Origin of the sequence: Haloplanus sp. XH21, assembly GCF_023276355.1 — an archaeon.
Classification (GTDB): Archaea; Halobacteriota; Halobacteria; order Halobacteriales; family Haloferacaceae; genus Haloplanus; species Haloplanus halobius.
On sequence record NZ_JALLPL010000001.1, the window covers coordinates 2,268,747 to 2,288,291 of the forward strand.

Here is a 19,545-nt window from a genome sequence, read left to right on the forward strand (position 1 = left end):
GTGTCCGTGGATGCGGTCCCTCAGTCGTCGGCGGGCGCCCGCGACGTGAGTTCCACGTCGGGGGCCTCGACGCCGAGTTCGTCGATGGCGACCTGCGCGGCGCGCTTGCCCGAAACGAGCATGGCGCCGAAGGTCGGACCCATCCGCGGGAGGCCGTAGGTGGTGGCGACGGCCATCCCCGTGGCGATGAGACCGTCGTGAACGAGCCCCGTGTGCTCGACGATGGCGTCCTCGCTCTGGCCGACCCACATCGAGTCGTGGCCGGGTGAGTCGTGGCCGGGCGCGCCGTAGGAGTCGTCGCCCGTCTCGTCCATGCCGGTGTTGTGCTCCTTGGCGTGTTGGATGCCGGGCGCGTCGAGGACGTTCCGCTCGTCGAGTTTGTTGACGGCGACGGCGTCGTGACCCGTCGCGTCGATGACCAGGTCCGCCTCGACGGCGATGGGGTCGACGCAGGTGATTTCGCGGGGGAGCGCGTGGACCGGCGTCCAGTTCATGACGATGCCGCCGACGCGGTGGTCCTCGCGGATCACGATGTCGGTGAACTCCGTCATGTTCTGCATCTTCGCGCCGGCGTCACACGCGGCCTTGATGAGGCCGGAACACGCCTCCGGTCCGTTGGCGACATACAGGCCCTCCGTATCCTGGGCGGGCTTGTAATCCACCTCGAGGTCCTCCAGCACGTCCTGGGCCGGATCCCGAACCGTCACCTTGTTCATCAGGAAGCCGCCGAGCCAAAATCCCCCTCCCAGGTAGTTGTTCTTCTCGACGACCATCGTCTTCACGCCGCGCTCGGAGAGTTCCTTCGCCGCCATCAGCCCCGACGGGCCACCGCCGATGATGAGCACGTCGGAGTCCGAGAAGTCCATGAACTCCTCGGTCCACTCCTGGCCGATCGCCCGTGTTACGTCCGCCTCGCCGACCTGACTGAACTGCTCGAATGAAGACATACCACTCGGTAGTATCACTGGGTGGTTGATATAGCTTGCGACCCCGAACAGGTTCACGTCGGAGACCCCGCCGTCGCCGGCGTCGGTCCGTGGGTTCATTGACCCCCGGCCGCACTATCGGTCGATGTCAGTGCCGGTACTCGACTCGTACGTGGAATCGACCGAACGGATCCAACCCAACCAGGCGAACAACTACGGGAACGCCCACGGCGGGGAGGTGGTCCGACTGATGGACGAACTGGCCGCCATCGCGGCGATGACCGTCGCCAGCGAGACGTGTGTCACGGCGCACGTCGGCAGCGTCGACTTCCGCAACCCGATTCCGGTCGGTCACGTCGCGGAGCTGGCAGCCTACGTCTACGAGACCGGAACGAGCAGCCTCGAAGTCAGGGTCGACGTGCAGAGCCGCGACCCCCGGGACGACGAGTCCGAACCGACGACCGCCGCCCGGTTCACCATGGTCGCCGTCGACGAGAACGGCCAGCCGGTCGAGGTCCCCAGCGTCGTCGCGGAGACGGACCGCGGTGCCCGCCTCGTCGACGGAGCCACCCCCTGACGACCCGGCGCCGACGGCTCTCGGCCCTGTCCAGGGGCGGGCGCCCAATCCTTTTCGTCAGCGAGTGCGTACTACTGATGATGACTACTACGGTGATCGATCGATGAGCGGCCTCGTCGACGGCGAGTGGGTGGGGACGGACTACGCGACCGACGACGACGGCGAGTTCCAGCGCCAGGAGACGACGTTCCGCGACCGGATCGGCCCCGACGAAGCGTTCCCCGTCGAGGCGGGACGCTACCACCTCTACATCTCGCGGGCGTGCCCGTGGGCCCACCGCACCGCCATGACGCGCGCGATGAAAGACCTAGACGACGCCATCTCCCTCTCGCTGGTCGAACCCGTGCGCTACGACCAGGGTTGGGAGTTCTCGGAGACCTACCCGGACCCCCTCCACGACGCCGACTACCTCCGCGAACTCTACGTCCGCGCCGATCCCGAGTTCACCGGGCGTCCCACTGTCCCCGTCCTCTGGGACCGCAAGCACGAGACCATCGTCAACAACGAGTCCGAAGAGATCATGCGGCTGCTCGACGTCGCCGCCGACGACCTGGCGACCCGCGATGTCGACCTCTATCCCGAGGGCTACCGCGAGGAGGTCGACCGCCTTATCGACGACATCTACGACCCCATCAACAACGGCGTCTACCGCGCCGGCTTCGCGGAGTCCCAGGCCGCCTACGACCGCGCCGTTTCGGACCTGTTCGACGCCCTCGACCACTACGACAGCGTCCTCGCCGACCAGCGGTATCTCGCTGGCGACCGTCTCACCGAAGCCGACCTCGCCATGTTCGCGACGCTAGTGCGGTTCGATCACGTCTACCACGTCCACTTCAAATGCAACCGGCGGGCCATCCACGAGTACGACAACCTCTGGGGGTACACGAAGGACCTCTACACCACGCCGGGGATCGAGCGCACCGTCAACATGGACCACATCGTCCGGCATTACTACGAGAGCCACGCCGACCTGAACCCCAAACGCCTCGTCCCGACGGGGCCAGCTATCGATTTCACCGAGGGACACGATCGGGACGAACTCTCGGGGAGTCCGCCGGACGCACTCCGATAGCCGGGGTCAGAATACGGCGAAGAAACTCGCGCCCAGCCCCAGCGTGACGAGCAGTCGGCCGACGCTCCCGACGAACGTCGCCGCGGCGAACCGGACGTAATCCTCCTCGAGGACGGCGAAGGCGTAAATCGAGAGCGTGTCGGGGAAAAACGGGACGGAGAGCGCAACGGCGAGTCCAGCGTACCCCCAACGGCGCGCGATGTCGACGGTACGCCGTTCCGACCACTCGATGATGTCGAACCGTGAGCGCCGGAGCGCGGCGATCACCGGTCCCGACTCCTTGGCCTCCTGCCCGAGATGGAAGGCGAAGACGCTGCCGGCGGCCTTGCCGACTGCCGAGACGAGGATGATGACCGCCAGTCGCGCCTCCGTCGAGAGGCCGAGATCCAGCGGCGCCAGCAGGACGACTTCGCTGACGCCCGGTAGCGCGAACGCGATGAGAAACGAGTAGACGAAGATGACGGCCAGCCCACCCCACCCCGTCGCGGTGCGGACGAATCGCGTCAGCCACTCGAAGCCGAACAACTCCGTCGCGAGAGGGGTGACAAGCGGGTCCACACCACTGCCTGGCATGGGGGCGACGTAAGTCTTTCAGATTTCGGGTGGTATTACGCCGACCGGCGGCAGTCGTCGAGATCGTCGAGGAACGCCGCCAGCATCTCGCGGGTGACGTGGGGCATACAGACGAGACGGAGTTCGCCGCACGCGGTCCGCGAGAGTCGCCATCCGCGCTCGGTCAGCGCGTCGAACAGCGCCGTCGGCACGTCGACGGCGACCAGCGGAAGCACGGGGTCGACCACGTCGAACCCGCGGTCGGCAAAGGCGGTGGCCACCCAGTCCGCGTTGTCCTGGGCCCGCTCGTACGCCTCGCGGTAGCCGTCCGGCCAGAGGGCGTCGAGGGCCGCCGCCGCGCTGGCGACGCCCGCGCCGCTCCGCGTGCCCGTGAGCGTCGCCTGCGACATCGACTCCAGATACGGCGTCTCGACGGCTAGGGCGTCCATCGTCGTCGAATCGCGGGCGAGAAAGCCACCCGCCGGCACCGCCGCCCGCCCCAACTTGTGCGGGTCGATGGTCAGCGTGTCAATCGGCGCGTGCGCGAAGTTCCAGTCCCAGTCGCGGTCGGTAAAGGGGAGCGCGAACCCGCCCCACGCGGCGTCGACGTGGCAGAGGGCGTCCACGTCGGCGGCCAGCTCCGCGAGCGCCGGGATGGGATCGACGCGGCCGTACTCCGTGGTGCCCGCGACGCCGACGACGGCGACGGTGTCGGCGTCGGCCAGCGTCGCCATCGCGTCGGGGGCGGCCCGCCCGTCGGCGTCCACGGGCGCGGTTCGAAGGTCGACGCCCAACACGTCGGCCGCCTTATGAAAACTGAAGTGGACGCTCTCGGGAGCGACGACGTTCGGATCGTCGGTGGCGGCGCGGTTGCGCGCCGCCCGGACCGCCTGGATGTTCGCCTCGGTCCCGCCGCTCGCAACGTAGCCGTGTGGCTCCGCGAGACCGGTTATCTCGCCCAGTACGCCGACGACATCGTTCTCGAGCGCGGCGACCGCGCGGTAGGTGTCGGGATCACCGGGATTGGTCGCGAGAAACCGCTCGGCCGCCTCGCGGGCGGCCGGATGCGGGCGCGTGCACATACTGGAGAGAACGCGGTCGAACGACTGCGGTGTGGGAACCGCCTGCTCCATAGGCAGAGCGTGGCCGCGAGGCGGTTTAGCCGTTCCGGAAGAAGGGACTGCCGCTACCGCACCGCGTCGAGGATGAGACGCTCCTCGACGCGTTCGACCTCGGTCAGCACGTCCTGCACCGCGTCGATGTTGGCGCTGATCGAGGTGATGCCTTTCCGGACGAGGAAGTCGACCATCTGGGGATGCGAGCCGGCCTGCCCGCAGATGCTCGTGTCGACGCCGGCCTCCCGACAGGCGTCGATGGTGTCACCCATGATGTCGAGGACGGCCGGGTGGAGTTCGTCGAACCGGTCGGAGACGTGTTCGTTGTTGCGGTCGACCGCCAGCACGTACTGCGTGAGGTCGTTCGTGCCGAAGGAGACGAAGTCGACGCCCTCCGCGATGATGTCCTCGACGCCGCGCGCGCTGGCCGGCGTCTCGATCATGACGCCCCAGTTCCGCTTCTCGGAGTCGATGCCGACCGCCTCCATGTGGTTGCGGGCCGCAGCGGTATCGTCGCCGTCGGTGACCAGCGGGAACATGATTTCGAGGTTGTCATAGCCCATGTCGTAGAGACGTTTGAACGCCTCCAGTTCGTGTTCGAACACCTCCGGCCGGTCGAGACTGCGGCGGATACCGCGGTAGCCCAGCATCGGGTTGTGCTCGTTGGGTTCCTCGTCGCCGCCCTCGAGCTGTCGGAACTCGTCGGTGGGGGCGTCGAGGGTGCGCACGCGAACCGGCCGGGGGTAGAACGCCTCGGCCACCTCGCGAACGCCGTCCATGAGTTCCTCGACGTAGGCCTCGGCGCCCTCGTCACGGATGTATCGCTCGGGCGTCTTGCCGAGCGAGAGCACGAGGTGTTCGATGCGTAGGAGGCCAACGCCGTCCGCACCCGTGTCGGCGGCCCGCTGTGCGGCGTCGGGGATGGAGACGTTCACCTTCACCTCCGTCGCCGTCACCGGTTTCGGCTTCGAGACGGGCGCAGTTTCGCCGCCAGTGTCGACCGACGGTTCGGTCTCCACCTCGCGGCCCTCCCGGACCGTCCCCATCTTGCCGTCGACGGTGACGACCTGCCCGTTTTCGAGCGTTCGGGTAGCGCCACCGGAGCCGACGACCGCGGGGACGCCGAGTTCGCGCGAGACGATGGCGGCGTGGGAGGTCATCCCGCCCTCGTCAGTGACGATGGCGGCCGCGCGCTTCATCGCCGGGACCATGTCCGGCATGGTCATCTCGGTGACGATGACATCGCCTTCGCTCACCTGGTCCAGATGATCGAGTTTCGTAACGATGCGGACCTCGCCGGCCGCGATGCCGGGACTGGCGCCGAGCCCCGAGAGCAACTGCTCGGAAGAGCCGGTCTCCTCGCTCTCGCTCTCGTCGGCCGCCTCAGCCTCGCCCTCGTCGATGGTCGTGATCGGGCGCGACTGCAGCATGTACACCTCGCCGTCGACGACGGCCCACTCCACGTCCTGCGGTTCGCCGTAGTGGTCCTCGACCTTCTCGCCGAGTTCGACCAAGCGGTCGACTTCGGCCTGCGTGAGCACTTGCTCGTCCCGTTTGTCCTCGGGGACCTCGCGCTCGACGGTTTGGCCCGTCTCCTCGTCTTTGACGTGCATCACCTTCTTCGTCGCGACGGTCAGCTGCTCGATTTCGTTCGTCTCTCGGTCGACGACGTAGTTGTCCGGGGAGACCGCGCCCGAGACGACCGCCTCGCCGAGACCCCACGCGGCCTCGATGATGATGCGCGGATCGCCGGTCGACGGGTGACTGGTGAACATCACGCCGCTTTTCTGGGCGTCGACCATCTGCTGGACGACGACCGCGATGTCGACCTCGTCGTGCGGGAAGCCCTTCTGGTTGCGGTAGTAGATAGCGCGCTGGGAGAACAGCGACGCCCAGCACTCCTTGACCCGTTCGATGAGATCCTCCTCGGTGACGTTGAGGAACGTCTCCTGCTGGCCCGCGAAGGAGGCGTCCGGGAGGTCCTCCGCGGTCGCGGACGACCGCACCGCGACGAACGCGTCGCCGTCACCCATCGATCGGTACGCTTCGAGGATTTCCTCGCGTACCGATTCGGGGACCTCCGTCTCCATGATGAGTTCGTGGGCGCGGTCGTGCCCCGCCTCGAGCGCTGCCGAGTCCTCACTGTCGACATCGACAGCCTCGAACAGTTCCTCGTCGATGCCGGCCTCCTCGATAAAGGTTCGATAAGTGCCGGCCGTTACGACGAACCCCGGTGGCACTGGCAGTCCAGCCTCCGTGAGTTCGCCGAGCGAAGCCGCCTTGCCACCGACTGTCCCCAGGTCGGTAGCCCGTACGTCCTCCAGCCAAGCTACAGCCATTTCGTACGCACGACTCCCACCAGCGTGACAAAGAAGGTTTCGAACCGCGCAACTACGGCCATCGAATCGAGCGAGCTCACGGCGCTCACCACCCGGCTCCGCCGTGCCCGACGAGCGACGCGGAGTGCGTACTCAGGCCTCGACGATATCGTCGTCCGCGACCGGCGGGACCACCAGCGATCCGTTCAGGGCGGTCACCGCTCGCCCGCCCACGCGCACGCCGTCGCCGACGCGAACCCGAACCAGACCCGGCCGGTCGACGAAATGCCCCTGTTCGAACCGCATCTCGTCGGGCAGGTCGTCGAAGGCCTCGACGGTCCGGAGATACGCCCCGCAGGCCCCCGCCGCCGTCCCGGTGACGGGGTCCTCCGGCACGCCCGCCCCCGGCGCGAACATCCGCGCGTGGAGCGTCGACGCCGCGTCCAGCGCGTCGAAGGTGAAGGCGTAGACCCCCGTCGCGCCGTGATCGTCGGCCAGCGTCGCCAGCGCGCCCATGTCCGGCTCGGCACCCCCCAGATGTTCGAGGAAGTTCACCGGCACCATCAGGAAGGGCAGGCCGGTCGTCGCCACCGCGGCGGGCAGATCCGCACCAACGTCGCGCAGGGCCGCCGGATCGATCCCCAGTGCCTCGCCCGCGCGGTCGTAATCGAGGTTGATGACCTCGACGGCTGGGTCGTCCTGCTCCATCCACGCCACGCCGTCCGCCATCTCCACGTCGAGAACGCCCGCGTTCGTCCGCAGTCGCCCCTCGCCGTCGAGGACGCCCTCCTCGTCGAGAACGGCGAGGCTGGCGATGGTGGCGTGGCCACAGAGGTCGACCTCCTGGGTCGGCGTGAAATAGCGGATTCGGCGGGTCACCTCGTCGGCGGCGTCAGTGGTGAGAAAGGCCGTCTCGCTCGCGTTGAGTTCGCGCGCGATGGCCTGCATCTGTTCGTCGGCGAGGTCGGCGGCGTCGGGGACGACGCCCGCGGCGTTGCCGGCGAGCGGTTCGTCCGTGAACGCGTCGATCAGTAGCGTCCGGCGCGTCTCCATGCCATCGACCTGTGCGGCGGGGAGTAAGACGTTGTGGGTCGAGCTGATAGTCGGCTGTAACTGTTTCAAAAGACCCGTCATCACGAGTGACGGAGATATTGATTGACTTATACTAACGGCTGTAAGTCCGTGGACCGATTCGGCACCACGGAGTGCGAATCGGTCCGAACAGTTACAGCCGGCAGTATGAACCCGTAAGCCCTTACCTCTCGGCCACCCGAATCGCAGCCATGAGCGATCTCCCGGACGATTTTACCTGTACCATCACCAACTGGGAGTACATCTACGGCCTCTGTCGGAGCGTCGCCGACGACGTTCGGGACGCTGAGTTCGACCCCGACGTGATCGTCGCCCTCGCCCGCGGCGGCTGGTTCGCCGGGCGCTGCTGCTGTGACTTCCTCGGTCTCGACGACCTCACCAGCCTCAAGATGGAACATTACGTGGGCACGGCCGCGAAGGGGAGCGACCCCGAGGTGCGGTATCCGATGCCCGAAGGGAGCGTCGAAGGCAAGGACGTGTTGATCGTCGACGACATCGCCGACACGGGCGAGTCCCTCCGCCACGCCGCCGAGTACGTCGAGGACCGCGACCCCAGCACCGTGCGGACGGCGACCCTCCAACTCCTCCACACGAGCGAGTTCGAACCCGACTTCGTCGGCGAGCGTCTGGAGGAGTGGGCGTGGATCGTCTACCCTTGGAACTTCATCGAGGACATGATCGACCTCGTTTCCGGCGTCATGGAGCAGGCCGACGACGAGACGTTCACGAGCGAGGACATCCGCCAGTATCTCGCCGCCTTCCACGATATCCAGCGCATCGAGATGGAGATCGCCCAACCGGACCGCCTCGACGAAGTCCTCACGGAGATGGTGCGTCGCGACGTGATCGAACCCGTAAGCACCGACGCTTGGCGTCTGGCGTAGCGTGCCCGCTGTAAACACCCCCATGGCACGCGATCATCGACCGTCGACGGAGGGCACGGCGTGAGTTCGCTGTTCTCCATCTTCGCGACGGCCATCCTCCCGATCATCACGCTCGCCGGCGTGGGGTTCGTCCTCGGCCGTCGCCGCGAAGTCGCCATCGGCCCGCTGAACACCGTCACGGTGTACGTCCTCGTGCCGTCGCTCGTCTTCCACAGCATCGCGACGGCGACGCTCGCGGAGTCGACGCTGGTGCGCATCGGCGCCGCCACGGCCATGTATATGCTGGTGATGATCGTCATCGCGGAGGGCGTCGGCCGCCTCACCGGACAGAGCGAGCCGATTTTGAGCGCGCTCGTCCTCGTGAGCGCCTTCCCCAACTCCGGCAACTACGGTATCCCACTCTCGGAGTTCGCCTTCGGCGCCGACGGCCGGAGCACGGCCGTCCTCTATCTCACCGTGCAGTCGATCATCGTCTACACCGTCGGCGTCTACGTGGCCCAGCGCGGCGGCGGCTCCCGTGGGTTACAAGGGATGAAGCGCGCGCTCGAAATCCCGCTCGTGTACGCTGTCGCCGCCGCCGTTCTCGCCCGACTGCTCGGGATCGTCCCCCCCGCCGACGGCACCGCGATGCAGACGCTCGGCCTCGTCGGCAACGCCTCCATCCCCCTGATGCTCCTGATACTCGGCATCCAACTCGCCGACACCGACTACGGCGCGGCGCTCTCGGAAGTCGGCACCGCAGCGGTCCTGAAGATGGCCGTCGCGCCCGCGGTCGGTGTCGGCGTCGCCCTCTTCGTCGGATTCGAGAACCCCACCGTCGCGCGCACGTTCGTCCTCGAATGCGCCACGCCCGCGGCCATCACGCCCCTGTTGCTCGTCGTCGAGTTCGGCGGCGAATCGGTCGGCGACGGCCTCTCAGTCGCCGAATACGTCAGCACGGCCGTTCTCGTCACGACGCTGCTGAGCATCCCGGTGTTGACGCTGCTGATCGCGGCGCTGGAAGCGGGGCTGCTCGTGTAGGCGGAGCGACGATGCTCGTCGCTCTGCCCGACGAGGACAAGTATTGATCGACGAGGCCGATCCCTCTCAGTCCGCAATCGCTTCGTCGCCCGCCGTCGGCGCCGACGGATCGCGGATCCACAGGTCGCCGAAGAGGTCGTCCTGTCGGAGCCTGATCGTCCCTCGGTTGGCCAGAAAGAGCAGAGCGAGGAACGTATCGACCGGCGCCCCGCCGGCCTCGCGCACCTCGGCGAACAACACCTCGGCGCGGCCGGCGTCGTAGTGGGTGCTGATCGTCTCCCGCACCGCCTCGATGGTGGTCTCGATGTCCTCGGTGTGGGTGGTGTCGGTCACGTCGCCCTCCGTCGGTTCGCCGTCGTCGCGCGGGTCGCCCGCCGCGTGGTAGTCGAGGGTCTGTGTGCCCCTGTCGTACCCCTGCGGCGACTCGGAGGTGTCGTACGAGCGGGACTCCTTCCACCACGAATCCCGCTCTGCTTCCCGGAGTTCGTGGACCAGATCCGAGAGGGTCTCCGGCGATCCGCGCGCGTGTTTGCGGTCCAGACGCCGGTCGAGTTCGGATTCGAGGGCGTCGATGGGATCGTGGCCGTCCATCGCCGGCGGCTCGCCACCCTCCATCGCCACTTCCCAGGGTTCGGGTTCCGGTTCCTCGGTCCCGTCGTCCAGCAACTCGTCGCTTTTCATCCGCAGGAGGACGCTCGCGTAGAACAGCGCCCGCCCCGACGTGCGGAGGTCCGTCTCGTCCAGTCGGTCGAGGAAGGCGTCGGTCACGTCGACGATGTCGATGTCCCAGGGATCGATTTCGCCGTCCTCGGCCAACTGCACCAGCAGTTCAACGGGTTCGACCTCGTCGTCGTCACTGCCGGGGAGGTCGACGTCGTCGGGGACGTACTCAGTCATCCGCGGCCACCTCCTGATCGTCGTCGTCGAGGCGGATCCCCGTCACGGCACTCACGTTGTCGCCCTGCATGGTGACGCCGATGGCGCGCTCCGATCGGTCGAGCAGCGCGGAGCGGTGCGAGACGACGACGAACTGCGCCTCGCCCGCCAGGTCGTGAACCATCTCGCCGACGCGTTCGGCGTTGGCGGCGTCGAGGAAGGCGTCCACCTCGTCCAGCGCGTAGAAAGGCGCGGGGTTGTGACGCTGGATGGCGAAGATGAAGGCGAGCGCCGTCAGCGACTTCTCGCCGCCGCTCATGGCGTCGAGGCGCTGGATCGGTTTGTCGCCCGGTTCGGCCTTCATGGTCAAGCCGCCGTCGAAGGGGTCGGCCTCGTTTTCGAGGTGCAACTCGCCCGTCCCCGCCGAGAGGCGCTCGAAGATGTCCTGGAAGTGGGCGTCGATGTCGTTGAACGCCGCCATGAACGTCTCTTGCTTCTGCGCTTCGTACCCCTCGATGCGTTCCTGGATGGCGTCACGTTCCTCGACGAGCGTGTCCCGACGCTCCTGAAGGTCGTCCAGAGCCGCCTCGACCTCGTCGTACTCGTCGATGGCGAGCATGTTGACCGGCTCTAGCTCTTCCATCTCGGCTTCCAGGCGCTCGACGTTCTCCTCCACCTCGTCGTGGTCGGGGATGTCGTCGGGGTCGTAGTCGCCGACCTCGTTTTCGAGTTCGTCGATCTCCCACTCCAGCCGTTCGGCCTCCTCGCGCAGGTCGTCGAGCGCCGACTCCACGTCGGCCACCCGCTCTCGCTGCTCGTCGCGGGCCTCTTTCGCCTCGCGCAGGTCGTCCTGGAGGTCCGCGCGTTCCGCTTTCAGATCCGCGAGTTCGTCCTCCAGGTCCTCGATGGCCGCCCGCTTTTCGTCGAGGGTGTCCTCGCGGTCCGCGATGTCGGCCTCCAGCTCCTCGATGCGTTCCTGGGACTCGGCCTTGCGCGCTTTGGCGTCCTCGATCGTCGATTCGAGGTCGTCGATGGCGTCTTCGGCGTATTCGACCTCCAGTTGCGTCTCGTTGAGACGGGCGTCAAGGTCGTCCATCCGGTCTTCGAGGTCCGCGATGTCGTCCTCGATCGACTCCTTCCGATCCGTGAGTTCGGGCACCCGCGAGTCCGCGAGTTCGTCCTCCAGGTCCGCGATCTCGGCCTCCAGTTCCGCGATTTCGGTGTCGAGGTCGGTGATGCGCTCCTCGAGGTCGTTCATCTCCGCGTCGACCTCGTCGCGCTCGGATCGGAGGTCCTCGAGTTCGGACTCCAACGACTCGATCTCCGCGTCCGTCTCGTCGAGATCGGCCTCGACATCCTCGATCTCGGACTCCACCTCGCGCACGCGGTCGGTCGCGTCCGCCTTGCGATCGCGGGCGTCGTCCAGTTGCGACTCCACCTCGCGCATCTCCTCGCGGACGGCCCGGCGGTCGTCCTCCAGGCTCTCGATTTCCTCCGCGAGACGCTCGAGTTTGCCCTTTCCGCTCTTGGTGAACGAGTAGCGGGAGCCACCGCCCGACCCGCCGGTCATCGCGCCGCTTTTCTCCACCAGGTCGCCGTCGAGCGTGACGAGGCGGTAGTCGCCCATCAGGTCCCGCGCAGTGTCCATGTCCTCGACGACGAGCGTCGATCCGAGGACGTAGGAGAAGACGCCGGCGTAGCGGTCGTCGTAGTCGACGAGGTTGCGTGCGAAGTCGACGACGCCCGAATGTGACGGCTTCGAGGGGAGGCCGCGGCGATCCATCTCCGTGATGGGGAGGAAGGTGGCCCGTCCGGCGTTCCGGGTTTTGAGGTGGTCGATACACGCCGATCCCACGCCGTCGTCGTCGACGACGACGTTCGCGAGGCGGCCGCCGGCCGCCGTTTCGCAGGCGGTGGCGTACTCGGCGTCGACGCTGCCGAGTTGGCCGACCGCGCCGTGGACGCCGTCGATGCCGGCGTTCAGCGCCGTCGTCACCGAGCGCGGCCAGGAGTCGTCGCCGTCGCGGTCGGCGCGCGCCTCCAGTTCCGCGTACTCGTTCTGTTTCGCCCGCAGGTCGTCCTCGATGTCGTCGATGTCGTCCTGCAGGTCGGCCTTCTCGGCGCGGAGGTCTTCGATGGCCGCGTCGATCTTCTCGCGGTTTTTCTCCGCGCGGTCGAGTTCGCCCCGCAGGTCCGAGAGTTCGGCCTTGAGTTCGGGGACGCGTTCGTGGGCGGCCTCCAACTCTTCCTGGGCCTCGCTGATGCGGTTCGACCGACGCCGGGCCTCGTCGAGCAGGCGATCCTTCTCGCGCTGGGCGTCGTTGCGCTCGGTCTTGCGCTCCTCCAAAGCCTCCTTTCGCTCGGCGAGTTCGGCCTTGAGTTCGTCGAACGCCGTGTCGACGTTCTCGATCTCTTCTTCGACGTCGGCGAGGTCGGTCTCCTTGGCCTCGATGTCGCTTTTGACCGACGCCTTCTCGACTTTGATCGAGCGGATCTCGTCTTCGAGGTCGTCGAGTTCCTCGGTCTTGCGGTCGAGCGTGACGAACGCCTCGCGTCGCTCCTGTTCGGCCGTCTCGATCTTCTCTTCCTCGCTCTCGATGGTCGCTTCGAGCCGACCGATTTCGCCCTTGATCTCCTCGATTTCGCCCTTGATTCGGAGCTGCTCGTCCTCGCCCTTGCGCTCGATTTCGCGGGTGAGCGACGACAGTTCGTCCTCTAGCTCCTCGACGGCCTCCCGTCGTTCCTCGAGCGTCGACTGCCGGTCGGCGAGCTCCTGCTCTTTCGCCTCGATGCGCTTCTCGGTGCGCTCGACGGCCGCGCGCTTCTCCTCCAGTTCGGCGGCCTTCAGATAGCTCTCGTACTCCTCTTTCTCCTCGCGGAGCGACTGGTATTCGAGGGCCGTCTCGCGTTCGTCTTCGAGTTGATCGAGACGGTCCTCTTTCTCCCCGATGCGGAGGTCTGCCTCCTCGATGCGGTCCTCGACGGTTTCGAGTTCCTCGTAGGCGTCCTCCTTCTTGGCGTCGAACTCCGCGACGCCGGCGATTTCGTCGATGATGCCGCGGCGCTGTGCCGGCGACATGTTGATGATCTCGGTCACGTCGCCCTGCATGACGACGTTGTAGCCCTCGGGCGTCACGCCCGCCTGCGCGAGCAGATCACGGATGTCCGAGAGGTTGACCGAGCGCTCGTTGAGGTAGTAGTAGGAGTAGTAGTTGTCCTCGGTCTCTTTCACGCGGCGCTTGACCGCGATCTCGTCCACGTCGCCCACGTCCTCGGTACCGGCGGCGTTGACCACCTGCGACCGGTCGAGGGTGCCGTCACTGTTGTCGAGGACGACGGTGACGCTGGCCTCGCGCGGCCCCGACCGGTCGTCTTCGTCCTCGTGGCCGGGGTTGTAGATGAGGTCCGTGAGTTTCTCGGCGCGGATGCCGCGGGTACGGGCTAGGCCCAAGGCAAAGAGCACGGCGTCGATGATGTTGCTCTTGCCGGAGCCGTTGGGGCCGGTGATGACGGTGAAGTCCTCGTAAAACGGGATGCGCGTCTTTCGGCCGAAGCTCTTGAAGTCGTCGAGGACGAGCTCGGAGATGTGCATGGGGCTGTGCCCCGCTCAGGCGACGATGATGTCGTTCCCGTCCGAGTCGTCGTCCTCAGTCTCGGCCTCGGCCTCAGCCTCGGCCTCGGCGTCGACCTCGGTGTCGGCCTCAGCCTCCGCCGAGGCAGGGTCGGCCTCGGGGTCGGAGTCGGACGCGTGTTCGACTTCGGCGTGGTCCGGCTCGACCGACTCACGGCGATCGGGGGTTCGCGTATTGTCGACGCCGTCGTCGGCTTCGAGCTGTCGGAGCCGTTCACGCGTTTCGACGAGTTCCTCGGTGAGGCCGTCGACGGCGGCCTGCAGTTCCGCGACCTGTGATTCGAGCTCCTCCACCCTGTTGCTCATGCCCGTATGAGACAGGCCCGGACGTATAAAGCTACGTCAGACATGCACCACTTTGCGTAGGGATCCGCTCCCGAACCGCGTGGGAACCGCCGGGCCTTAGTGTCGCGACGGCACAGGATGGGGTATGCGCCACGTCGGACTCAAAGCGCGGATGGCAATCGCCGGATCGATGCTGTTCGCGTTCTACGCCGTTGCGGCGGTCGTCGTGATGGGCGTCTTCGACTGGCCGCTCGGACTCGTACTGCTGGGGAGCGTCGCCTTCGTCGGCGTCCAGTACAAGATCGGAAAGTGGATGGCGCTCCGAAGCGTCGGCGCCGAAGACCTCCCCGAGGACCAGTACTCGGACATCCACCGCCGCGTCGAGTCGCTCTCCCGCGACATGGGCATCGACAAACCTCGTCTCATGATCGCCCGGATGGGCGTGCCGAACGCGTTCGCCGTCGGTCGGAAGGGCGCGGGAACCGTCGTCGTGAGTGAGGAACTCCTGCGGGTGCTGGAACCCGACGAAGTCGAGGGCGTCCTCGCACACGAACTCGCCCACATCCGCAATCGGGACGTGGTGATGATGGTGCTCGGCCAGGGCGTGGCCTCCATCGTCGCCATCGTCGCACAGTGGGTCGTCCTGCTGACGGGCGACAACGACCTCGCCGACCTCTTCTTGGCTATCGTCGTCGGCCAGATCACCCAGATGCTGGTGATGGTGTTCGTCTTCGCCATCTCCCGCTACCGGGAGTACGTCGCCGACAGTGACGCCGCCGAAGAGATCGGGAGCGGTGAACCGCTGGCGCGCGCGCTGGAAAAGATCAGTCGAAGCGCCGAACGAAGCCAGGACACCGAGATCGATTCGCAGGTGAACGCGCTGTGTATCTTCGGCGACGGGGGCGGCCTCGCTCGCCTGTTCGCCACGCATCCGCCGATGGAGAAACGCATCGAGCGCCTGCGAGGCTAGGATGGCAGACCCCCGGATCGTCGCGGCCGCCGTTCTCGGCGTCCTGATCGGTGCGCTCTGTATCCTCGCCCCGGAGGCCGTGGCCAGAACGCAGACGATCGGTCGCGGGCCACCGGGTCGGGGCGGCGACTACGGTGCCGACCGTGACCTGCCGGCGCGCTGGCGACGCGTGATCCAGGCGCTCGGCGTCGGATGTCTGCTCGCCGGACTCTACTTCGCCACGGTTGCGCTCGGCTGACCGCTCACGACGGATCGTGTCGGATCCGGTCGTGGACCGATCGCAACATCTCGACGGTCTCCTCGTCGTGGGCCCCCTCGTGGAGGTGGAAATGGCCCGTCGCGCCGAACTGGTCGAGGTGACCGCCGAGGACGTGGAGAAACTGACAGACTTCTTTCGCCGACGCGTACTGCAGGAGAACCGTCACGGACTGGAAACAGAGGTGGGGCTCTTCCTCCTCGTGGGCGTCGAGTACCTCGGTCAGTGTAACGCCGATATCGGTGAGGTTGCCGGGGGAGGCCACCGTCTCGACGCGCACGTCAGCGTCGGGGTGTGCCACCGCCCGGAGACGCTCACCGGGATCACCGTTGAGCCACGACGCGGCGTCGACGAGAACGACCGTCACCCGGTCGGGATCGGTGTCGGCCGCGGCCCGCCACTGATCCAACCAGCGAACGGGCGACCCCGCAAAGGCGACGACGATGAGCGCCGACGCGTCCGACGCCGGCGCGGCGTGGACGCACTGCTGGGCGTGAATCGCCGTCTCGCCGTCGGTCAGGTGGAGGGTTCTCACCGGGAGGGCCGTCGCCATCTGCCCATCACCTCACACGACCGATGCCATATTCCATGGGATTGTGTACCTCACTGGAGGGACGTGATCGAAGGCTTTGAAGATGCGGTCCCTATTCTCAGGCCTGATACTGCCGGGCGTGCGTCGATACGGTCACCCCGAGAGCGACGCTCGTGACACGGGGACGATCGTAGTACGGCGCGGCGAACAGCCGTCGCTCAGGGACGTGATTTCGGTAAAAAGTGAGTGTAGTTTACGAGTAAATGCCGTCGCCTTAGAGGCGAACGACGTTCGTCGCGCGGGGACCCTTGGGGGAGTCCTCGATCTCGAATTCAAGTTCCTGTCCTTCCTCGAGGTCCGGGCCGCCCACGTCTTCCATGTGGAAGAAAACGTCGTCGTCCGCGTCCTCAGTCTCGATAAAGCCGTAACCGCCAGTGTCGTTGAAGAAATCAACCGTACCAGTTGCCATTGCGAATAGATCAAGGTCCCAGTGAGGGATAAGGCTTCCGTGAGTCTCCGACCCACGGGAGCGCGAGGCAAAGAGTACCAGTTCGGACACTTACGGATTAGTGTAAGTCATTACCGGTGAGTCGTCAAGACGGTTCGGCGACTCACCGGAAAACAGTTACACTAATCCGTAACTAACGGGGAACCCGACGATGGCCGACCGAGCGCTCGAATCGACGACGCTGGTGCACCGACTCACGCTGATCACCCTCTCGCGGCTCGACCGGGCGGACGAGACGCCGTCCCACGCGGGAGACATCACCCGCGCGTGTGACGACCACCTCGACGCCGTCGGCGCCGACGTGGTGGGCGGCGTCTCCGAGGCCGACGTCTCGCGGGCACTCAACGAACTCGACGCCGACGGCCTCGTCGCAGGCGACGCCGCGAGCGGCTCGCCCGTCGGCAAGGGCCGACCCACGTACGAACCACAGTTCGACGCCGCGGCGCTGCGCGACGCGTTCGGAGACGACGACCGCCTCGAAGGGGTGCTCGACCGGCTCGATCGGTAACCGACGGTCACCAGCCGCCCGCGAGCGCCTCGCCTCCCGCGAAGCCGCCGTCGTATGCGCGGTCGATGCCGAGGAGTCGGTTGTACTTCGCGAGACGTTCCGAGCGGGCGAGCGACCCGATTTTGATCTGTCCGGCGTCGAGACCGACCGCAAGGTCGGCGATGGTGGCGTCACAGGTCTCCCCGGAACGAGCGGAGACCACCGGCGACCACCCGGCTGCCTGCGCGCGTTCGAGCACGCGCCGCGCTCGCGTCATCGTCCCCGCCTGGTTCGGCTTGATGAGGGCGGCGTTGGCCGCGCTGGCGTCGATAGCCCGCCCCAGACGGTCCGGGTTCGTCGCCAGCAGGTCGTCACCGAGGAGTTGCACGCGGTCACCGACGCGGTCGGCCAGCCGCGTCCACCCCGTCCAGTCGTCCTCGGCGAGGGGATCCTCGACGGAGACGACGGGGTAGTCATCGACCCATCGGGCCACGCGGTCGACCATCGCCTCGCGGTCGAGCGTCTCGCCGCCGAGCGTGTATCGGTCACGTGCCGGGTCGTAGAAGTGGGTCGCCGCCACGTCGACGGCGAAGGCCACGTCGTCGGGCGCGGGCTCGAAGCCGGCGTCGCGGACGGCGCCAGCAAGCAGGTCGAAGGCCGCCGCTGCGTCGGGCACGGCGGGGATGAACCCGCCCTCGTCGGCGACCGGCGGTGGATGCTCGCCGTCGGCGATGCGGTCGGCGGCCGCGCGCCGCACCGCCCACACCGTCTCCAGCGCCTCGGGGTACGTCTCCGCGCCCGCGGGGACGACGAGGAAGTCCTGAATCGACGGGCCGGCGGCGGCGTGAAGGCCGCCGCTCAAGATGTTGACCATGGGGAGCGGCATCGCTCCCGGCCCCGATTCGGGCGCCAGCGATTCGTAGAGTGGCCGGTCGGCGGCGTCGGCCGCGGCGTGGGCGACGGCGCCCGAGACGCCGAGGACGGCGTTGGCGCCGAGACGCGACAGGTCGTCGGTACCGTCGTGATCGACGAGCGCCTCGTCGATGCCCGCCTGATCCGTCACCGGTCGCCCCGTGACGACCGGCGCGAGTTCCTCCGTCACCGCCGCGACCGCCTCGCGCACCCCACGGCCGCCGTATCGGTCGCCGCCGTCCCGGCGCTCGACCGCCTCGTGAGCGCCCGTGCTCGCGCCCGCAGGGACGGTGAACCGACCGTTCCCGTCGCCGGTGTCGACCCGGACGCGAACCGTCGGGTCGCCCCGCGAGTCGAGCACTTCCCACGCCTCGACCGACACGATCCGGGTCATAGCGTCGCCGCCTCCTCGCGGGTCAGCGCCGCGAACTCGGCGAGCGTCGCCGCGTCGCCCCGGAGCGTTCGCTTGGCGACGCGGCGAAGCGCGTCGGCCGTCGCCGCGTCGACGTATTCGACGGGGGATTTGCCGTCGGCGCGCGCGAGCATCAACACCGCGAGTTCGCCGACCGTTTCGGCCTCGATATCCCAGTCCACCGCGCGGTCGTAGGCGTCCCAGAACCGGTCGGCGGCGTCGGCGTAGGCCGCGTGTTGCTCCTGATTGTGCATCGACTTGATGTAGAGGTGGTTGCACATGAACGCGGTGTCGAAGGCGGGGTCGCCCCAGTGGGCCACCTCGAAATCCAGGATCCAGGGGACGGTCCCGTCCGAGCGGTCGACGAGGACGTTCTTCGGGCTGTAGTCGCCGTGGACGAGGGTTCGGGAGACGTCCATGATCCGGTCGATTTCGGCGTGGATGGCGTCGGCCACGTCGGGGTTGCGCTCGGCCGTCGCGCGGTGGTACGGATCGATGCGCAACTGATCGAACGGGCGTTTGCTGGCGAACGCCTCCCGGACATCGGGGTCGTCGGCCGCGGCGTCGTGGACCGCGCCCAGGGCCTCGCCCACTGCCTCGGCGACGGCGGCGTCGACGCGCCCGTCGAGCAGCTCCCGTTTCCACATCGTGGCCCCCTCGGGCGCGCATTCGATGGCGACGACGTGGTCGTCCGTCTCGCTGACCACGCGCGGCACGCGGACGTTCACGGCCGCACCGGTGAGGACCGCGTCGTAGGTGCGGATCGCCGCCGCCTCGTTGTGGACGCGGTCGACGTCGGCCGGCCAGTCGTCCTCGACGTCCAGGTTCGGCAGCGGACGCTTGACGACCACGCAGTCGTCGTCCCAGGTGACCTGATAGACGTGGTTGGAGACGCCACCGCCGAGCGATCGGGCCGTCGGCGAGGCGCCCTGCGGGACGACGCCGTGACGCTGGAGGTGGGCCACGGCGTCAGCGGGCGTGAACTCGGGAGCTTCGTCTGGCATACACAGTCACGCACCCCCCGGCTACTTCATCGTTGCTCCCGACGCCACGTCGGTGGCCGTCAGACGGGCGTTCGACGAGCGGGAAACGGTTATCTCCGTCACGGAGCGAGGAGTAC

Annotated in this window: 19 protein-coding genes; 7 read left to right on the forward strand and 12 right to left on the reverse strand. The window is 67.3% G+C overall.

The annotated features are described in order from the left end of the window. Positions 1-20: 20 nt before the first annotated feature. Positions 21-947: a sulfide-dependent adenosine diphosphate thiazole synthase gene (locus MXB53_RS11890; protein ID WP_248897759.1), complete on the reverse strand. Its 927-nt coding sequence runs from the start codon at positions 945-947 to the stop codon at positions 21-23. A gap of 124 nt (positions 948-1,071) precedes the next feature. Between MXB53_RS11890 and MXB53_RS11895 the strand changes: the two genes are divergently transcribed. Next, positions 1,072-1,503 carry an acyl-CoA thioesterase gene (locus MXB53_RS11895; protein ID WP_248897760.1) on the forward strand — a complete coding sequence of 144 codons (432 nt, stop codon included), beginning with the start codon at positions 1,072-1,074 and terminating at the stop codon, positions 1,501-1,503. Between the two features lie 103 nt (positions 1,504-1,606). Next, positions 1,607-2,575 (forward strand): glutathione S-transferase family protein, encoded by a 969-nt coding sequence (locus MXB53_RS11900; protein ID WP_248897761.1) that lies wholly within the window; start codon positions 1,607-1,609, stop codon positions 2,573-2,575. Between the two features lie 6 nt (positions 2,576-2,581). Here the strand turns inward: MXB53_RS11900 and MXB53_RS11905 are convergent, their stop codons facing one another. The 4 genes from MXB53_RS11905 to MXB53_RS11920 form a co-directional block, all read right to left on the reverse strand. Continuing rightward, complete coding sequence (locus MXB53_RS11905) at positions 2,582-3,148, reverse strand: YqaA family protein (RefSeq protein ID WP_248897762.1); 567 nt, start codon at positions 3,146-3,148, stop codon at positions 2,582-2,584. A gap of 35 nt (positions 3,149-3,183) precedes the next feature. After that, positions 3,184-4,260 (reverse strand): tyrosine decarboxylase MfnA, encoded by a 1,077-nt coding sequence (gene mfnA / locus MXB53_RS11910; protein ID WP_248897763.1) that lies wholly within the window; start codon positions 4,258-4,260, stop codon positions 3,184-3,186. 53 nt (positions 4,261-4,313) lie between these two features. Continuing rightward, positions 4,314-6,581, reverse strand: coding sequence for a phosphoenolpyruvate synthase (gene ppsA, locus MXB53_RS11915; protein ID WP_248897764.1), 2,268 nt, complete (start codon positions 6,579-6,581; stop codon positions 4,314-4,316). A gap of 132 nt (positions 6,582-6,713) precedes the next feature. Then, entirely contained in the window at positions 6,714-7,613 is a 900-nt protein-coding gene (locus tag MXB53_RS11920) for a PhzF family phenazine biosynthesis protein (RefSeq protein WP_248897765.1), read from the reverse strand. A gap of 230 nt (positions 7,614-7,843) precedes the next feature. Here MXB53_RS11920 and MXB53_RS11925 point away from each other — a divergent pair, with 230 nt between their 5' ends. Together MXB53_RS11925 and MXB53_RS11930 are read left to right on the forward strand one after the other, a co-directional pair. Further along, the gene (locus MXB53_RS11925) at positions 7,844-8,536 is read left to right on the forward strand and encodes a phosphoribosyltransferase (protein ID WP_248897766.1); all 693 of its coding nucleotides are present in this window, start codon (positions 7,844-7,846) and stop codon (positions 8,534-8,536) included. Between the two features lie 60 nt (positions 8,537-8,596). After that, positions 8,597-9,556, forward strand: coding sequence for an AEC family transporter (locus tag MXB53_RS11930; protein WP_248897767.1), 960 nt, complete (start codon positions 8,597-8,599; stop codon positions 9,554-9,556). 66 nt (positions 9,557-9,622) lie between these two features. Here MXB53_RS11930 and MXB53_RS11935 read toward each other — a convergent pair whose 3' ends face one another. The 3 genes from MXB53_RS11935 to MXB53_RS11945 are packed head-to-tail and all read right to left on the reverse strand — an operon-like array spanning position 9,623 to position 14,369. After that, positions 9,623-10,453, reverse strand: coding sequence for a segregation and condensation protein A (locus MXB53_RS11935; RefSeq protein WP_248897768.1), 831 nt, complete (start codon positions 10,451-10,453; stop codon positions 9,623-9,625). After that, the gene (gene smc, locus MXB53_RS11940; RefSeq protein ID WP_248897769.1) at positions 10,446-14,024 is read right to left on the reverse strand and encodes a chromosome segregation protein SMC; all 3,579 of its coding nucleotides are present in this window, start codon (positions 14,022-14,024) and stop codon (positions 10,446-10,448) included. The genes MXB53_RS11935 and smc overlap by 8 nt, the downstream gene beginning before the upstream one ends. 15 nt (positions 14,025-14,039) lie before the next feature. Further along, positions 14,040-14,369: a DUF7518 family protein gene (locus MXB53_RS11945; RefSeq protein ID WP_248897770.1), complete on the reverse strand. Its 330-nt coding sequence runs from the start codon at positions 14,367-14,369 to the stop codon at positions 14,040-14,042. A 124-nt stretch (positions 14,370-14,493) separates the two neighbouring features. On the opposite strand from MXB53_RS11945, the gene MXB53_RS11950 reads away from it, so the two are divergent. Continuing rightward, on the forward strand, positions 14,494-15,318 hold the full coding sequence (locus tag MXB53_RS11950) for a M48 family metallopeptidase (RefSeq protein WP_425601206.1): 825 nt from the start codon (positions 14,494-14,496) through the stop codon (positions 15,316-15,318). 1 nt (position 15,319) lies between these two features. Then, on the forward strand, positions 15,320-15,556 hold the full coding sequence (locus MXB53_RS11955) for a hypothetical protein (protein WP_248897771.1): 237 nt from the start codon (positions 15,320-15,322) through the stop codon (positions 15,554-15,556). A gap of 4 nt (positions 15,557-15,560) precedes the next feature. Here the strand turns inward: MXB53_RS11955 and MXB53_RS11960 are convergent, their stop codons facing one another. After that, the gene (locus tag MXB53_RS11960; RefSeq protein WP_248897772.1) at positions 15,561-16,127 is read right to left on the reverse strand and encodes a DUF7504 family protein; all 567 of its coding nucleotides are present in this window, start codon (positions 16,125-16,127) and stop codon (positions 15,561-15,563) included. 253 nt (positions 16,128-16,380) lie between these two features. Then, a complete protein-coding gene (locus MXB53_RS11965) occupies positions 16,381-16,575 on the reverse strand; it encodes a cold-shock protein (protein ID WP_049935367.1) in 195 nt (64 codons plus the stop codon). Between the two features lie 190 nt (positions 16,576-16,765). Here MXB53_RS11965 and MXB53_RS11970 point away from each other — a divergent pair, with 190 nt between their 5' ends. Further along, on the forward strand, positions 16,766-17,122 hold the full coding sequence (locus MXB53_RS11970; RefSeq protein ID WP_248897773.1) for a Cdc6/Cdc18 family protein: 357 nt from the start codon (positions 16,766-16,768) through the stop codon (positions 17,120-17,122). 7 nt (positions 17,123-17,129) lie between these two features. Here the strand turns inward: MXB53_RS11970 and eno are convergent, their stop codons facing one another. Both eno and MXB53_RS11980 read right to left on the reverse strand, forming a co-directional pair. Continuing rightward, positions 17,130-18,407, reverse strand: coding sequence for a phosphopyruvate hydratase (eno, locus tag MXB53_RS11975; RefSeq protein ID WP_248897774.1), 1,278 nt, complete (start codon positions 18,405-18,407; stop codon positions 17,130-17,132). Further along, positions 18,404-19,429 carry a phosphotransferase family protein gene (locus tag MXB53_RS11980; RefSeq protein WP_248897775.1) on the reverse strand — a complete coding sequence of 342 codons (1,026 nt, stop codon included), beginning with the start codon at positions 19,427-19,429 and terminating at the stop codon, positions 18,404-18,406. The genes eno and MXB53_RS11980 overlap by 4 nt, the downstream gene beginning before the upstream one ends. Positions 19,430-19,545: the final 116 nt, after the last annotated feature.

Coding starts and splice junctions, on each gene's coding strand:
- MXB53_RS11955 (WP_248897771.1), top strand. CDS start 15,320: ATGGCAGACCCCCGGATCGTCGCGGCCGCCGTTCTCGGCGTCCTGATC.
- MXB53_RS11935 (WP_248897768.1), bottom strand. CDS start 10,453: ATGACTGAGTACGTCCCCGACGACGTCGACCTCCCCGGCAGTGACGAC.
- MXB53_RS11900 (WP_248897761.1), top strand. CDS start 1,607: ATGAGCGGCCTCGTCGACGGCGAGTGGGTGGGGACGGACTACGCGACC.
- ppsA (WP_248897764.1), bottom strand. CDS start 6,581: ATGGCTGTAGCTTGGCTGGAGGACGTACGGGCTACCGACCTGGGGACA.
- MXB53_RS11890 (WP_248897759.1), bottom strand. CDS start 947: ATGTCTTCATTCGAGCAGTTCAGTCAGGTCGGCGAGGCGGACGTAACA.
- MXB53_RS11965 (WP_049935367.1), bottom strand. CDS start 16,575: ATGGCAACTGGTACGGTTGATTTCTTCAACGACACTGGCGGTTACGGC.
- MXB53_RS11950 (WP_425601206.1), top strand. CDS start 14,494: ATGCGCCACGTCGGACTCAAAGCGCGGATGGCAATCGCCGGATCGATG.
- eno (WP_248897774.1), bottom strand. CDS start 18,407: ATGACCCGGATCGTGTCGGTCGAGGCGTGGGAAGTGCTCGACTCGCGG.
- MXB53_RS11945 (WP_248897770.1), bottom strand. CDS start 14,369: ATGAGCAACAGGGTGGAGGAGCTCGAATCACAGGTCGCGGAACTGCAG.
- smc (WP_248897769.1), bottom strand. CDS start 14,024: ATGCACATCTCCGAGCTCGTCCTCGACGACTTCAAGAGCTTCGGCCGA.
- MXB53_RS11925 (WP_248897766.1), top strand. CDS start 7,844: ATGAGCGATCTCCCGGACGATTTTACCTGTACCATCACCAACTGGGAG.
- MXB53_RS11980 (WP_248897775.1), bottom strand. CDS start 19,429: ATGCCAGACGAAGCTCCCGAGTTCACGCCCGCTGACGCCGTGGCCCAC.
- MXB53_RS11960 (WP_248897772.1), bottom strand. CDS start 16,127: ATGGCGACGGCCCTCCCGGTGAGAACCCTCCACCTGACCGACGGCGAG.
- MXB53_RS11920 (WP_248897765.1), bottom strand. CDS start 7,613: ATGGAGACGCGCCGGACGCTACTGATCGACGCGTTCACGGACGAACCG.
- MXB53_RS11895 (WP_248897760.1), top strand. CDS start 1,072: ATGTCAGTGCCGGTACTCGACTCGTACGTGGAATCGACCGAACGGATC.
- MXB53_RS11905 (WP_248897762.1), bottom strand. CDS start 3,148: ATGCCAGGCAGTGGTGTGGACCCGCTTGTCACCCCTCTCGCGACGGAG.
- mfnA (WP_248897763.1), bottom strand. CDS start 4,260: ATGGAGCAGGCGGTTCCCACACCGCAGTCGTTCGACCGCGTTCTCTCC.
- MXB53_RS11970 (WP_248897773.1), top strand. CDS start 16,766: ATGGCCGACCGAGCGCTCGAATCGACGACGCTGGTGCACCGACTCACG.